Here is a 15,345-nt window from a genome sequence, read left to right on the forward strand (position 1 = left end):
AGCACGTATGAATATACCGGTTTATCACAAAGATCAGGCAATAATTTCAATGCGTTTAAAGTTCTTATGGGATTTTATCCTTACACGTTTGAGTTCGTCAAAGCTAAGGTCGCCCACATATTCCTTTCCATCGATATAAACCTTTGCCGGTGTAAACGGAAGACCAATTACCTTTAGATCGTAAGTCTCATACCTTGGTGTGAACAGACCTTCAATAGACTGCGTAATGGTCATAGAAGCAGTGTCGCCCTTAACTACATACTTCTTTTCAAGATAGATATCCTGCTCAAAGGCAAACGTATCATCATGATCCTCGAAATAGAATGAGTTGGCTTCATAGTCTGAATAGTAGATCTGAAACATCAATTCATCAATTTCAAACTCACCCACGTACTGCATTAAGGGTGATTCGGGAATCACTGACCCCGCCTTCACAAATATCGGCATAGAGTCGATCGGGGCTTCCGCCGTATGTTCTTGTCCGCCTTCAAGCAGATCGTGTGTCCAGTAATTGTACCATTTGCCTGCAGGCATGTACACCTGTTTGGTGACGGCTCCCGGATCACTGACCGGTGCTACAAGTATCTTATCGCCAAACGTGAAGAGATCCTGGATACTATGGGTATGAAGGTTCGCCTGTTCCTGCATAACCAGCGGCCGCAGAATAGGGAAATTATGTTTATGGTGCTCCCAGAAAACCGAATAGATATAAGGCATTAAACGATATCGCAGTTCGATGAACTTACGGTTTATTGCTTCGAACTCTGATCCGAAACTCCAGGGCTCACGCTCAGCCGTGTCACCAGCCGAATGTGCGCGCATAAAGGGAGAAAATACGCCCATCTGGATCCACCTTGTAAACAATTCGGCATCCGGCTCGCCGCTGAAGCCGCCAATATCAGTGCCGCAGAAAGATAGCCCGGACATCGATAATCGCTGCAATTGTACGATCCCTATTTTCAGATGTTCCCAGGAAGCCACATTATCGCCAGTCCAGACAGAAGCATAACGCTGGACTCCCGAATATCCGGCACGTGTTATAGTAAACGGCCGCTTATTTTTCTGTAATCGCTTTAATCCTTCGTAGGTGGCCCTTACCATCTGCATGCCATAAACATTATGGGCTTTGCGGTGTGATCCGTGGAACCCATCGTAATTATGTCTCACATCATCCGGAAATGTTCCAGCCCCGAACACCGCAGGCTCATTCATATCGTTCCATACACCGGCAACGCCGGCATCAACCAGCTCTTTGAAAAGCCCACCCCACCATGTCCGCACTTTGGGATTGGTAAAATCAGGGAACTGGCAACGCCCCGGCCAGACATGGCCTTCCATGAAGTAATCGTCGCAGCGCCTGCAGAAATAATTATTCTGCTTCCCTTCCTTGAAAACGCTATAATTCTCATCCACGCGGATTCCCGGGTCTATGATGACTACGGTTTTAAAGCCGTCATCAGACAGTTCTTTGATCATCTTTGCCGGATCCGGAAAATATTTCCTGTTCCAGGTAAAACAACGATATCCATCCATGTAATCAATGTCAAGATAGATCGCATCGCAGGGAATCTTCCGTTCCCGGAAATTACGGGCGATATCCTTTACCTTTCGTTCGGGAAAATAACTCCACCGGCATTGATGGAAACCTAAAGCCCATTTCGGGGGCATCTGATGTGTTCCGGTTAGTTTATGGTAGCTCTTGACAACATCCATCATGTGGGGGCCATGGATATAATAGTATTGCATCTCGCCGCCGTCCGCCCAGAAGCTTATCTTATCGGAATCTTCCTGCGCGAAATCAAAATGACTTTTAAACGTATTGTCAAAGAAAATACCATAACTGGTACCATCCGTTACCCCCATATAAAATGGGATGGTACGGTATAACGGCTGCTGCCCCTTGCCGAACGAGTAAGCATCGGTATTCCAATTTACAAACCTGCTTCCGCGAAGGTTAAGATCGCTGGACTTGTCACCCAGCCCATAAAACGCCTCATTTGGCTGGCATTTTTTGGTCGCATATACATAGTATCCGCCGAAGTCGGCATTTTCCTCCCAATGCATCGGCTTCAGGTCTTCATTTATCACTTTACCCTGAATGTCTTCGAAAGAGACAGTGAAGTCACTTTTACGGACGATACATGCAACCAGGTTAGTTTCAACCCGGTACGAATCCGGCGTATCTTCGAGCCTGAATACAGTTACCTTATGATCGGCAGGCTCAACGCCGTACGAAAACTCATCGAGAAATACACTTTGAGGAGCCAGCCTAACCCTGATAATTTCATCACTTATAACCCGTACTTCAACCTTGGCCTGAGTATCTGAAAAATAGAAGCTGTTTCCTTCCTGAATATAATTTGTTACTGCAGAAAGATATTTTTTCACAATGGGCTCGAGCCCCACTACCGGATTGTTCACATGCTGCATATCGTTTTCTAAGTTATCGATATCCAATTCCGTACTCACTGGTTCCTTACTTACATCCATATTTTTACGTTTTTATCATCAGTAGCGTCTGGTAAAAAATTGGTGCGAACTTTTCTATAAACATGTGACCCCGTCCGAACGGTGTTCATACGGGCGGGACACCTTCGGGGTCAACCTCTGTTTCTGTTTTTATCGGAGTTACCCCGTTTTCAATTCACAAGGTACGCCGGCCCTGATACCTAATACTAAACCACCGGGACAAAATAGCAGTTTAGACAGATAGTAAGAAATAAATATCCCATTTATCATTAACAATAAGTCCCGCTCCAAACGAACGGAACAGGACTTATAACTGGTGGTCAGTGGTCCGTAATCAGTGATGACATACCTTTACTGATTACTGATCACTGATTACCTAGTTACTTGATCACTGACCACTGATTACTGATCACTAACCACTGATCACTTGACCACCATCACTACTGATTAAATGTGAAACCTACATAATACATTCCACCCATCAGCGGGTTACCGTACGATGTAGTATAATATTTATTCAGAAGATCCGAGGCTCCAATCTTAATTACTGACTTCACGCTAGGGATCTTAAGATTTACCTGTGCATCGACGGTACCAAAGGCCGGTACATCGCCTGAAGCGAAAGAGGAAGTCCAGTAGAATGAGTCCTGCCACCTGTATGATGCATTAAAACCTACGTTTTTAACCACTTCACGACTGGCCAGGCCAAGATTGTAGCGTATAGTAGGCGTATTGAAGTCATTGACATAAGTTGCAGGAATATCACCGATTTCATTATATGAAACGTTTCCGTTAAGATTAAACTTCCCAATCATATAATCCATACCAAGAGCAGCACCGTAAGCTGTAACTTCTCCGGCTGCGTTTACCGGAACACCAAACCTGGTGAAGACGTTAGAGACATTTTGATAGACATCGACCGCAGTGATGAAATCTTTATACTGGTTATAATAACCGTATGCATCAATCAGAACGTTGGCGCCGAGCAGGCCTTTATAACCGAGCTCGTAAGCCTTTACACTCTCCGGCCTTACACCTTTTGGATCAAAGGTATAGGTTTGTAACAATGCAGGGTTAGGTGCACCCGCAGAAGCCGACGCGAGGAATGCACGGTAGCTGACATCGGTATAAGGTTTGTTTGTATACAGGCTATATTTTGAGAGACTTTCGGGTAAACCGCCGATCAAACGTGTGGCACCTCCAAGAACTGCCAGATCAATATACTGATTCTGTGTTGTTGGGTTACGGTATCCTGTTTGAAACGATGCACGGATGTTGTTGTTAGGGGCAACAGTTAAAACCCCGGTAACTCTTGGCGTGAAACGGCCCTCGAAGTTCATGCTCTTATCATAGCGTCCGGCAAGCGTCAGTTTAAATATATCGCCAAGTTTCTTTCCCATCTGCACGAAACCGCCGTATTCATTGATATCAATTTCGCGATTCAAATCGTCAAAGATAGTACCGCCGGAGTTAAGGTCATAAACACGGTAAGATGCCCCCACCTGAAGCTCAATTTTATCCTTAAGAAGATTAGTGAAATTATACATTCCCTCATAATGCCACAAGTTCGAGTTATCATCAAATTTCGCTCCCGCCCCTGAACTGATCGTTGAGTTCATGATCTTTTCTTTTGCGGCATTAAACTGGGGGGAACCTACTTCATAACGACCCACATCCGCTGCAGAACGGGCGAGACCGTGAGCCTGCATATCAGGAGCACCCGCAGCACGGGCTCCAACGTAGTTACCTACATACTGAGGGAACCATGTTGAATTGCTTTTTGAAGTTTCGTTAATATAAACACCCAGGATCGAAGAAATATATGAATCACCTGAACGCTCCTGGGTAGTGTAGCCACGCAGCATGAAATCCTGGCCTTTTAATTCTAATTTATACTGCCCGATACTGAAGTTCCTTAATGAATATCGATCAGATCCGGTATAGACAGATGTACCAGCTCCCCAATTAACCTGTGCAATTGCCTCGACCGTGTTACTCAGCTTATAATGAAGTGAATTTGATGTTTTGAAAGACCTCGCATCATAATCAACCAGGTCTTTCTCCATATAGCCTGTTCTTGAAACTGATTGATCAGGAATTAAGCCTGCCCGTAAACCTATATTAAAGGGAATAGCATTTTGAATAGCTGGCCGCAATGCAGCAGGGAAACCACCCAGGAATGTGCCGATTTGAGTTGGCGTTGCAGTAACAGGCAAGGAGGCCGTAATAACCGCATTAATGTTTGGAATAAGTCCGCCAGACGCTGCTGCAATACCTGCTGATGTAGCAGTAAGAACGTTGTTTGCCACGTTCCGCATATTTACGCTTACTTCGTCACCATATACGTTTATACCATCATAATTAGGATCCGTACTTCTGCTGCCGGCTTTCTGGGTACGTGAGTTTCTATCGAAATTAGTGTAGTTTGTCGCCTGCCAGTCATCTGCCGTTAACAATGAAACCGTAGTTTTAACAGCAAATTTATTCCATGCTTTAGCAAATCGCACACCTGCTTCCTGAAATGGCCTGGCTTTTTGATTCGGATCGTTGAGGTGGTTTAAGCCGGTTTTTAATTGAAAACTAACGCCCTGGGAAGTATATGGGCTTTTAGAAGTCAGGAGCATCGTACCGTTGATACCGCCAGCTCCGTAAAGTGCTGATGAAGCGCCTGGCAGAAGCTCAACATTATCCACATCAAGCTCACTCATACCGATAATATTACCCACTGCAAAATTCAAGGCGGGAGCCTGATTGTCCATTCCATCAACGTACTGATTGAAGCGGGTGTTACCGTTCGCATTGAATCCGCGGGTGTTAACAGATTTGAATGTTAAACTCTGGGCGCTCAGTTCCACGCCCTTTAAATTAGTTAATGCATCATAAAAAGACGGGGATGCTGTTTCCTTGATAGCTGAAAGGCCAACACGCTCAATCGACACCGGTGATTCCAATATCTTTTCCGGCGTGCGGGACGCTGCTATAACAACTTCCTGCCCCAATATCGACTGGGCTTCCATCGAAATTAACAGAGCCGCTGACGACGAAGTAACAACCTGTTCAACTGTTCTGTAGCCCAGGTAGCTCACCACGATGGTGAAAGGCACCGCTGCTGGAGTTGAAAGCGTAAACTGCCCGCTTTCATTTGTAGAAGTACCGCCCGACATCCCTTTAACTGTTACCGAAACACCCGGAAGTGTTTCTCTTGTTAAATTATCCGTCACAGTCCCCGAAATGGTGATATTCTGGGCAAATACCATGCTCGTAGCCGCTGCAAATACAATCAATATGCAAGCCAGACGGGTGAAAACTCTACTCATAATTGTCAGATTAGTTTTTGGTTATTTTAATTGTATTTATAAACTTAAGTAGAATTTTGATTCTGGCAAGCACTTTCAATTAATTTTTTTATGCTTGCATAGTATTATTAGTCGCTTATTTATCATAAATTAACATTTTGATAAAATTAAATATTAAGACTACAACAACATTCTGAGATCATTTTGTAACTTTTAACCGGGACAATCCCGCTTCGTAAATGAAAATTATCAAAGCCATTCTTTCTTCAGCACTTGCTTTAATATTGGTTGTCTCCCTGAATAGCAAGTTCGGCGACATCCCTCCTTTAGGTAAGTTCCTTGATCCTTTCCGGGGATTCTGGAAAAACGCTGAAAACAGAAAAATAAATCCCGAGCGTAACTTGAAAGTGGATGGGCTGCACGGACCGGTTGAAATTAAATTTGACGAACGCATGGTGCCCCACATATTTGCCGGCAATAATTACGATCTGTATTTCGCCCAGGGATACGTGACAGCCAAGGACAGGCTTTGGCAGATGGATTTTCAGACGCGATTTGCTTCAGGCCGGCTGTCTGAAGTAGTGGGTTCGAAAGCTATTGAACTGGACCGGTACCAGCGGCGGATGGGAATGACCTATGGTGCCGAAAACATGGTGAAGACCATGATGAAGGATCCGGTGATCAAGGAAATTATGGAAGCCTATGCAGCAGGGATAAACGCTTACATCCATTCGCTCAAGCCGGGCCAATACCCGTTAGAATATAAGCTATTGAACTATATCCCTGAAGATTGGACCCCGTTGAATTCGGCGCTGTTACTAAAACTCATGTCGGCCACGCTTGCCGGCGGATCTAATGAATTCTACATGAGCAATATTCTGAATAAATATGGACCGGAAATTACCCGGGACCTCTTTCCGGACTATCCATTTCGTGAGGATCCGATCATACCCGCTGGAACGAATTGGGATTTCACCCCGGGTGTTCCCCCAAAAAAACCCGAAGTACTAAGCAACAACAAAAAAACTTACAATATCAAAACACGTGAACTTGAAGACGGTATTGGCAGTAATAATTGGGCGGTAGCAGGTGCAAAATCTGCGAGCGGATACCCGCTGCTGGCTAACGATCCTCACCTTGACATTACCCTGCCGTCAATATGGTACCAGATACAACTGGTATCTCCGGACCTCAACACCTGCGGGGTATCCATCCCAGGCTCGCCAGGGGTCATCATCGGATTTAACAAGGACGTAGCCTGGGGTGTTACAAATGTTGGTGCTGACGTGCTGGACTGGTATAACATTGAATTTAAAGACGCGACAAAAAAAGAATATTGGTATAATAACAAATGGAATGAGGTGAAGGTTAGAGTAGAAACCATCGAAGTTAAAGGCGGCGAGACCATAACCGACAGCATCTATTATACTCACCACGGACCTATTGTTTATACCAGTGAACAAAGACCTGAAAAATTCTCGAAAATCAACAACATCCCCACCGGGCATGCATTGCGGTGGGTAGCGCATGACGGTTCAAATGACGTCAGAACCTTTTATGAATTAAACAAGGCGAAAAACTATACGGACTATCGTAAAGCTCTTACCCACTATTCGGCACCTGCACAAAACTTTATTTTTGCCAGCGTCGAAAACGACATCGCAATCACTCCTAATGGATATTTTCCAATGAAGTGGAAGGGCCAGGGGAAATTCCTTATGGACGGCTCTGACCCTGCGAACGACTGGCACGGCAGGATCCCTGCGGAGCAAAATCCGACGGTTAAAAACCCCGCGCGGAATTTCGTGAGCTCTGCGAACCAATTCCTGACTGATCAGAGTTATCCTTATTATATCAATTGGGAATTTGCAGCATACGAACGCGGGCATAGGATCAATAAACGCCTGGCCGTAATGACACAGGCAAATGTAGACAGTATGAGAAATCTGCAAAACGACAATTACAGCATACTCGCTGAAAATATTCTGGCGACACTTGTCTCACTTGTTAACACCGAAAAGTTAAATGCCAGCCAGCGCGAAGGGTATGAAATCGTCAGTAAGTGGAACAAGTTTTTTAATGCGGAAGAGATTGGAGCAAGTATTTTCGAACTATGGCATAAAAGCCTGGCTAAAGAGATCTGGGAAGATGATCTGGGTAATCCTAAAACTCCAATGCGCTATCCTTCCCGCGACAGAAACGTTCATCTTTTACTCAATGAGCCAAATTCTCCGTGGTTTGACAATGTTCATACGGCAAAAAAAGAAACCCGGGCAGACGCGGTAAATGCCGCATTCAGATTCGCTATTGACAGTCTTGAAAGAAAATACGGGCCTCTGAAAAAGGAGTGGCAATGGGGAAATGTGAAGCACACGAATGTTCCCCACCTGGCAAAAGTCGCCGGCTTTGGGTCCAAATTCCTGAATAACGGCGGGTCTAAATCTTCGGTCAATGCGATGAGTGAAAATAACGGGCCATCATGGCGTATGATCGTCGCCCTGGGCAAAGAGGTAAAAGCTTATGGCGTCTTTCCCGGGGGAGCATCAGGCAACCCGGGAAGTTACTATTATGACAACATGGTAGATACCTGGTCGGAAGGAAAACTTAATGAATTGGTTTACCTGAAATCGAAGGACGAGAAACGGGCGGGTATTATAAGTACGTGGAAACTATCTGATTAGTTGTACGTTATACGTTTTACGTTGTAAGTTGCTGGGTGTTTAGGTATGACGGAGAAAGTTAAAGAGCAGAACGCACTTTGTGGATTAATGAGATTAACATTGCCTTGATTTCATTTATATTATCATTTAAGACGCGATGCTCTTCTTTTGGTAAATATCCAAGGTCTTTTGATAAAAGCAGAAAATATTCAGCTTCATTCGCAGACCCTAATGCAATATTTAGAAAATTGCTAAACTCCTTTTGAGTATTCTTACCACAGCCTTCCGCAATATTAGCAGGAATTCCCGATGAGCACCGCCTTAGCTGATTTGTCAAAGTGTATAACTCCTCTTTGGGGAACACTTTGGTAACATGATAAATTCTAAGAGCAAACTGATGAGCCTTTTCCCAAACCTTTAGTTCTTTATAATTCTGCATATACAGCAAACCTAGCGAACATAAAGTGTTACACAGGAATTGACTTATTAAGCGGTAGGTTCGGTTGTGTATCCGTTCAGAACGTAAAACTTTATCCGTCCAACTTACAACGTATAACTTACAACGTACAACTCTACTGTACCAGCAGATTACATCCACGAATATCACTATTATCAAATCGTCCCAAAACTTCAAAAGTCCCCCCTTCGAAAGTTTTTCCGAGATCCTGAACAGCTATAAAAGAACAGGAATTAATATTAGCCAGATCGGTCACATTAATTCCCCCCGTTTGTCCATGGCTTAAAAGTTCCAGCGGGTCGTTGGTATCACGGATGCTTACCCTCATCCAGGGCGGGCAGTGAAAAATCCCGGCTCCCTTTGAATAAGCTTGTGATAAGAGCTCAGTCATTCCATATTCTGAATGTATTACGGGAACTCCAAAGCCACTGCATAATATTTCGTGCAGTTCTGTTCGTACCATTTCGCGCCGCTTACCCTTCATTCCGCCGGTTTCCATAACTATCAACTCAGGAAAGTCGACAGAATGGCCCTCCGCAAAATCCAGCAGAGCATAGGTCACGCCTATTAATATCGTGTGAGTTTTTGTACTCTTCAGGTGAAGCAGAGTGTCGTTTAATGTTTTATGGTCATAAAGAAAATAGCCGCTGTTATCATTCTCGCTCCCCCTGATCAGATCATCAGCCATGTATATCAGTGATGAACCATCTCTTTCAAGGTAAGACGGCAATAACGCGAGAATGGCATACTTTCTAATATCGCCATAAAAGATCTCAAAAGTCTTGCGAAAACTTTGTACATAAACTTCCACATCGAGCACCGCGTGCTTACTTTGCGCCATTCCGGTGGTACCCGAACTTGTGAACACTTCTTCCGCAGTTCCCGAACCACTCATAACCTGATGGCTTTTAAAAAATTCTATAGGGAGAAAGGGTATGCTGTTTAGATCAGAGACCTTATCAGCTCTGATACCAAGATTTTTTACAAAGTCTGAGTATACCTGACAATTTTCAGCCTGATACCTGAATATTTCCAAAGCCAGGCTTTCGAACTGCGGTTGACTCTGGATCGAAAAAATCGCTTTCGGATCAATTTTATGCACGCCCAAAGATACAACTTGATGATGTAGATTCCCTGTCAGGCTTTTTCGGGTATGACCATTGCCTGTCTGAAATAATATCCTGCCAGAGAGCAAAATCCAGCCGCAAGAGCACCCACGAGCCCAGAAATCAAAATGACAATTATCCAGTTAATACCCGTTTCAGGAAGTCCCAGCATCGCCCCTATCCTGTTTGCCAGAAGGTTCCCGTTGGGAAGGCTATAGAATAATGCTGTTCCGACCCATAAGATAAAAACCCCAAAAAAGCCTGATGAAAAGGCGTGGCTTGCATTTTTTGCTTTCCAAAACGCGGCTCCAAAAGCTAGCGGGGTTATTATCCACCATGGGAGAAATAACTGCATCAAAAAACAGATGATTACGATTATGAAAAACAACATGGCTTATCTCTTTAACTGTTAACTTTCTCCGTTACGCACGTAAAACGTACCACGTGCAACTTACAACTTCAAATCCTTCCATCCTTCCCTGTATTCCCTCTTCACAAACTGGTTAGCCAGATCAAAATTAGTGATCTTCATATTTGGCCCGTCCCAAAGAAGTTTCCTGAACCTTCCCGGATACTGGAAATTATTACCATTCGGCACGCGGATATCAAAACCCCGGATCGCCAGGTTACCCATAAGCAATGCTTCGGTTAACGGCCCCGCGATAGAGAAGTCTGAGCTGAGTTCCATCTTTCCATAACCAGCGATTGATGCATCGACCCATTGAGTATAATGGCCTGCTTCCTCTCCCGGTACGCGGGCAAGTGTTTGAGGGATACTAACTACCTCATTCAGCGATAGCGGCAATAAGCGAGGGTTCTTGCCGTATGTATCACAAAGCATTTTTCCTTTAGTCCCGATGAACAAAACACCATTCCCGCCGTCGCCGAATTTATCATCCGGCCCGAGTTCCTCAGGACGTTCCGGTTGGATTCCGCCATCCATCCAGTGGAGCTTAACCAAGCCTCCGCTTTGCTTCGCCGACTTGAATGTCATGGTCACATGTGACGATGGGGGGCAACTTTCCGGGAAATATCCCCGTTTAAATTCATCTACATAAACGCTGCCTACACTGCACTCTACATCCAGCGGATATTGCAGGCCAAGCGTTCTGAACGGGGCGTCCACCAGGTGACAGCCCATATCGCCAAGGGCGCCTGTTCCATAATCCCACCATCCTCTCCAGTTAAACGGTACGAGTTTATTTACATAATCCTTATAAGGCGCTGTTCCTAACCAGAGGTCCCAGTCCAAACCTTTCGGCACGTCGGCTTTTAAGTCAGACCATGGCACACCCTGAGGCCACACCGGCCGGTCGGTCCAGCAATAAACAGTATGGACATCGCCAATCAGGCCAGCGTTATACCATTCCTGCAGCTTACGGGTACCGTCAGATGAAGCGCCCTGATTTCCCATTTGGGTAACCACTTTATATTTCTTTGCAGCTTCGGTAAGTATCCTTGCCTCATAAATATCGTGAGTTAAAGGCTTTTGAACGTATACGTGCTTTTTCCGTTTCATAGCCTCCAGGGTAACCAAAGCATGGTTGTGATCCGGGGTTGAGACCGATACTGCATCAAAGTGCCGATGTTCTTTATCCAACATCTCCCGCCAGTCTTTGTAGTATTTAGCTTTAGGGAAGTTCTTTATTGAATTAGCCGCGCGGCGGTCGTCTACATCACAAAGAAAAGCAATTTCTGCCTTCGGATTCTTTGCGAAGCCTGTCAGGTCGCTCGCACCCTTTCCGCCGACACCAACGCCGGCGATAAGCAATTTATCGCTTGGCGCCAGAAAGCCTTTACCTCCCAGTACGTGACGGGGCACGATCATAAATCCGGCTGCTGCCACCGAAGCAGCCTTTACAAAGTCTCTTCTTGAAGTTTTAGTTTCTTGTTCGTTCATTTTATAGCTTTATTAATATCTATTATGCGTTTGCCCACATCCGGTCACCCTTTGTATAAGGAACATTTCCATCGTATCTTCCTGGAGTTTCGATATACCGGAGTGCTTTGGTTGCTCCTATTTCCGAGGTAAAAAATCCCAGCAGTGTCAGTTCCTTAACCATTCTAAAATAATGGGAAGGTTGCTCCGCTGTTTTTGCATCCATATAAGCTTTCTGAAGACCGTCCATTTTTACGAAGAACTTAGTCCGCTCTTCCGGTGTACATTCCATAAATGTTTTGCCGGTATCTTCCTTACATCTTTTCTCAAGCCTTGTAATTCCCTCACGGAATATCCCCTGATCCTTTTTTGTATAACAATCCTTAACCATTACCGCCATAAATTCGCCAACCTTAGCTTCTTTAGCTCCGGGTGTGCTGGTTTTTGGCAAAATAGTTTCGCCCATTTCGTTCAGCAATGCAATGGTTTCCGTATCAAAGAAGTCTTTAGCTTTCTCAGTACTTGTTTTGCATCCGGATTCAAGAAAGATACTACCTCCTACGATGGTGCCACCCAGCAGCCAGCTTACTTGTGTTATTGCTTCTCTTCTGTCCATGTAACTAAGATTAAATATTGCCCTTTTTCAATTCTGACACTGCATGATCTACTGCCCTTGCCGTCATCGCCATATAGGTTAATGAGGGGTTCTGGCATGCTGCCGATGTCATGGCTGCACCGTCGGTAACAAACACATTTGTTGCATCCCATACCTGGTTAAACTTGTTTAATACAGACGTTTTCGGATCATGGCCCATACGTGCGGTACCCATTTCGTGAATTCCCATCCCAAGGGTATAACCAGTATCAAATGTTTTGACATCTTTCAAACCTGCAGCTTCCAGCATATCTTTTGCATCCTGCATCATGTCTTTGCGCATCTTAAGCTCGTTATCTTTTATTTCTGCATCAATAGCAAGCACATTCAGACCCCATTTATCCTTGTTTGTTTTATCGAGCGTAACTTTGTTCTCATGGTAAGGCAAGGTTTCGCCAAAGCCGGTGATGCCCATATTCCAGTTCCCTGGTTCGCAGAGAGCATCCTTAAAATCGCCGCCAATGCTCATTTCGGCTATGTTCCTTCCCCAACCTTCCCTGCTGGCCGAACCCTGATAACCGAAACCGCGCAGGTAATCCCTTTTCTCACTTCCAAGGTTCCTGAAGCGTGGAATATATATTCCATTCGGTCTCCGGCCATAAAAGTATTTATCATCAAATCCCTCGGCCCTGCCCGATGCACCAGTCCGGAAGTGGTGATCCATTAAATTGTGGCCAAGTTCGCCACTGCTGCTGCCCAAACCTCCATCCCATACGTCGGTAGCAGAATTCATCAGTATCCAGGTTGAGTTTAATGCTGAGGCATTCAGGAAAATAACCTTGGCAAAATATTCATAGGTTTTATTCGTTTCCGCATCTAAAACCTCTACTCCCTTTGCTTTCCTTGTATCCTTATCATATAATATCTTGGTAACTATCGAAAACGGGCGCAGCGTCAGGTTCCCCGTTGCTACTGCTGCCGGCAAGGTCGACGACTGCGTGCTAAAGTAAGCGCCGAAGGGACATCCGAGCCAGCACTTGCTCCGGTACTGACAATTTGTACGGCTCTGAAGGGGCTGGGTAATATTTGCAGTCCTGCCGATAACCATATTCCTTTCGCCCTTATAGTGAGCTTTAATTCTGGCAGCTACGTCTTTCTCCACAACGTTCATTTCCATCGGAGGCTGGAACTCGCCATCAGGCAGTTGTGGCAAGCCGTCACGGTTACCGCTAATGCCTGCGAAACGTTCCACATAACCATACCATTTCTCCAGATCCTTGTAACGGATCGGCCAGTCGACTGCAATTCCTTCCTTCGCGTTTGCTTCAAAATCAAGATCACTGAGCCGGTAACTCTGCCTTCCCCACATCAATGAACGGCCACCTACATGATACCCCCGGTACCAGTCAAAACGCTTCACTTCGGTATAAGGGCTTTCCTTATCCTTTACCCAAAAATCCAGGTTCTTTTCATTCAGAGGGTAATCCCGCTTAAGTACAGGATAATTCTCGATCATCTCCTGCGTTCTGCCTCCCCTGTGAGGAAAATCCCATGGATTTTTAGTTGCATTGACATAGTCCTTAATATGCTCTATGTTCCTGCCTCGCTCAAGCATAATCGTTTTAAGCCCTTTTTCTGTAAGCTCCTTTGCCGCCCATCCGCCACTGATCCCGGAACCAATTACTATTGCGTCGTAAGTATTATCAGCCATTTTTAGTTGTACGTTTTACGTTGTAAGTTTTACGTTCTGTATTTGTTCTTTATTCGCCTTCTACACGTCACACAACTCCACCGCCTGCCGTAAGGATCCCAGCTTATCGGCTTTTACAGGAATAAATTCCTGGGCAACATACCCTTTGAACCCGGTTCCTACTATTGCCTTCATAATTGCAGGGTAATTTAGTTCCTGTGTTTCATCGATCTCGTGCCTTCCAGGTACTCCGGCCGTATGGTAATGCGCAAAATACTGGTGATTGTCACGGATGGTCCGGATCACATCGCCTTCATCGATCTGCATATGATAAATATCGTAAAGCAGTTTGAAGTTCTCCGAACCAACCCGCTTCACGAGCTCCACACCCCACGGTGTTTTGTCGCACTGGTAGTCTTTATGATCAATCTTACTGTTTAATAGTTCCATAACCAGGAGAACATTGTTCTTCTCAGCAAGTGACATCAACTGCTTCAGGCCTTCGGTACAGTTGGCAAGACCAGTTTCATCATCTTTTCCAGCCCTGTTACCGCTAAAACAGATCAGGTTTTTATAGCCGGCTTTCGCCAGCAAGGGAATCATATCTGAATACTGCTTGATGAGTGTCGCATGGTATTGCTTATCGTTAAACCCGTTAATCAGATTTATCTCGGCACCATTACACATACTCGAGTCCAGTCCATATTTCTGAAGCATCGGCCAATCCTTCGGCCCAACGATATCTATGGCCTTTAAACCCATATCCTTAGCTGCAATGCATAACTCTTCAACTGAAAACGAGTTAAAGCACCACCGGCATACCGAATGATTAATATTACCTTTCAACACCCGGGCGTTTGAATGACTGCCGGAATCAAAGGATGAGAGTAAACCTGCAGAAGTAATTGCTGCAGTTCCGGTAAGAATGTTTTTAATAGCCCGACGGCGATGTGTATTGGAAGCCATATCATATATATTTAACAGGTTGACATTAACCCTGGTGGCACTGTAGCTTTGCTAATGTATTAATGGTTTGATTAGTTAACTGATTTGAATTGATACAAATCGAAAAGTCTCCAAACCGGTAAAACGCTGAATATAAGGACTTGGTGTAATTTATACACGAACTTTCCTGAATATTTGCGATTAAGACCGCATAAATGCATTATTCCATATTGCAATTTAGTTTACTT

General features: G+C 44.8%; 10 protein-coding genes. 1 reads left to right on the forward strand and 9 read right to left on the reverse strand.

Annotation, left to right across the window (positions count from 1 at the left end; translation table 11 throughout):
- Positions 1-33: 33 nt before the first annotated feature.
- Together P2W76_RS12665 and P2W76_RS12670 are read right to left on the reverse strand one after the other, a co-directional pair.
- On the reverse strand, positions 34-2,490 hold the full coding sequence (locus tag P2W76_RS12665; protein WP_276348196.1) for a TIM-barrel domain-containing protein: 2,457 nt from the start codon (positions 2,488-2,490) through the stop codon (positions 34-36).
- A 419-nt stretch (positions 2,491-2,909) separates the two neighbouring features.
- Positions 2,910-5,786: a TonB-dependent receptor gene (locus tag P2W76_RS12670; RefSeq protein ID WP_276348197.1), complete on the reverse strand. Its 2,877-nt coding sequence runs from the start codon at positions 5,784-5,786 to the stop codon at positions 2,910-2,912.
- Between the two features lie 218 nt (positions 5,787-6,004).
- Between P2W76_RS12670 and P2W76_RS12675 the strand changes: the two genes are divergently transcribed.
- A complete protein-coding gene (locus tag P2W76_RS12675; protein ID WP_276348198.1) occupies positions 6,005-8,446 on the forward strand; it encodes a penicillin acylase family protein in 2,442 nt (813 codons plus the stop codon).
- Between the two features lie 58 nt (positions 8,447-8,504).
- On the opposite strand, the gene P2W76_RS12680 is transcribed toward P2W76_RS12675, so the two are convergent.
- From P2W76_RS12680 to P2W76_RS12710, 7 genes are all read right to left on the reverse strand, one after another.
- The gene (locus tag P2W76_RS12680) at positions 8,505-8,864 is read right to left on the reverse strand and encodes a four helix bundle protein (RefSeq protein WP_276348199.1); all 360 of its coding nucleotides are present in this window, start codon (positions 8,862-8,864) and stop codon (positions 8,505-8,507) included.
- A 133-nt stretch (positions 8,865-8,997) separates the two neighbouring features.
- The gene (locus P2W76_RS12685; protein WP_276348200.1) at positions 8,998-9,984 is read right to left on the reverse strand and encodes an acyl transferase; all 987 of its coding nucleotides are present in this window, start codon (positions 9,982-9,984) and stop codon (positions 8,998-9,000) included.
- Between the two features lie 35 nt (positions 9,985-10,019).
- A complete protein-coding gene (locus P2W76_RS12690) occupies positions 10,020-10,343 on the reverse strand; it encodes a hypothetical protein (protein WP_276348201.1) in 324 nt (107 codons plus the stop codon).
- 96 nt (positions 10,344-10,439) lie between these two features.
- Positions 10,440-11,888, reverse strand: coding sequence for a Gfo/Idh/MocA family oxidoreductase (locus tag P2W76_RS12695; RefSeq protein ID WP_276348202.1), 1,449 nt, complete (start codon positions 11,886-11,888; stop codon positions 10,440-10,442).
- Positions 11,889-11,910: 22 nt separating this feature from the next.
- A complete protein-coding gene (locus P2W76_RS12700; protein ID WP_276348203.1) occupies positions 11,911-12,483 on the reverse strand; it encodes a gluconate 2-dehydrogenase subunit 3 family protein in 573 nt (190 codons plus the stop codon).
- Between the two features lie 10 nt (positions 12,484-12,493).
- Positions 12,494-14,173, reverse strand: coding sequence for a GMC family oxidoreductase (locus P2W76_RS12705; protein ID WP_276348204.1), 1,680 nt, complete (start codon positions 14,171-14,173; stop codon positions 12,494-12,496).
- A gap of 60 nt (positions 14,174-14,233) precedes the next feature.
- Positions 14,234-15,118, reverse strand: a complete 885-nt coding sequence (locus P2W76_RS12710) for a TIM barrel protein (RefSeq protein ID WP_276348205.1) — start codon at positions 15,116-15,118, stop codon at positions 14,234-14,236.
- Positions 15,119-15,345: the final 227 nt, after the last annotated feature.

The sequence above is a fragment of the Daejeonella sp. JGW-45 genome, assembly GCF_029360805.1.
In the GTDB taxonomy this organism is placed as follows: Bacteria; Bacteroidota; Bacteroidia; order Sphingobacteriales; family Sphingobacteriaceae; genus Daejeonella.

What these genes read in the sequence shown, in the direction of transcription:
- P2W76_RS12670 (WP_276348197.1), bottom strand. Translation starts at nt 5,786, where the DNA reads ATGAGTAGAGTTTTCACCCGTCTGGCTTGCATATTGATTGTATTTGCA.
- P2W76_RS12710 (WP_276348205.1), bottom strand. Translation starts at nt 15,118, where the DNA reads ATGGCTTCCAATACACATCGCCGTCGGGCTATTAAAAACATTCTTACC.
- P2W76_RS12665 (WP_276348196.1), bottom strand. Translation starts at nt 2,490, where the DNA reads ATGGATGTAAGTAAGGAACCAGTGAGTACGGAATTGGATATCGATAAC.
- P2W76_RS12675 (WP_276348198.1), top strand. Translation starts at nt 6,005, where the DNA reads ATGAAAATTATCAAAGCCATTCTTTCTTCAGCACTTGCTTTAATATTG.
- P2W76_RS12690 (WP_276348201.1), bottom strand. Translation starts at nt 10,343, where the DNA reads ATGCAGTTATTTCTCCCATGGTGGATAATAACCCCGCTAGCTTTTGGA.
- P2W76_RS12680 (WP_276348199.1), bottom strand. Translation starts at nt 8,864, where the DNA reads ATGCAGAATTATAAAGAACTAAAGGTTTGGGAAAAGGCTCATCAGTTT.
- P2W76_RS12705 (WP_276348204.1), bottom strand. Translation starts at nt 14,173, where the DNA reads ATGGCTGATAATACTTACGACGCAATAGTAATTGGTTCCGGGATCAGT.
- P2W76_RS12695 (WP_276348202.1), bottom strand. Translation starts at nt 11,888, where the DNA reads ATGAACGAACAAGAAACTAAAACTTCAAGAAGAGACTTTGTAAAGGCT.
- P2W76_RS12700 (WP_276348203.1), bottom strand. Translation starts at nt 12,483, where the DNA reads ATGGACAGAAGAGAAGCAATAACACAAGTAAGCTGGCTGCTGGGTGGC.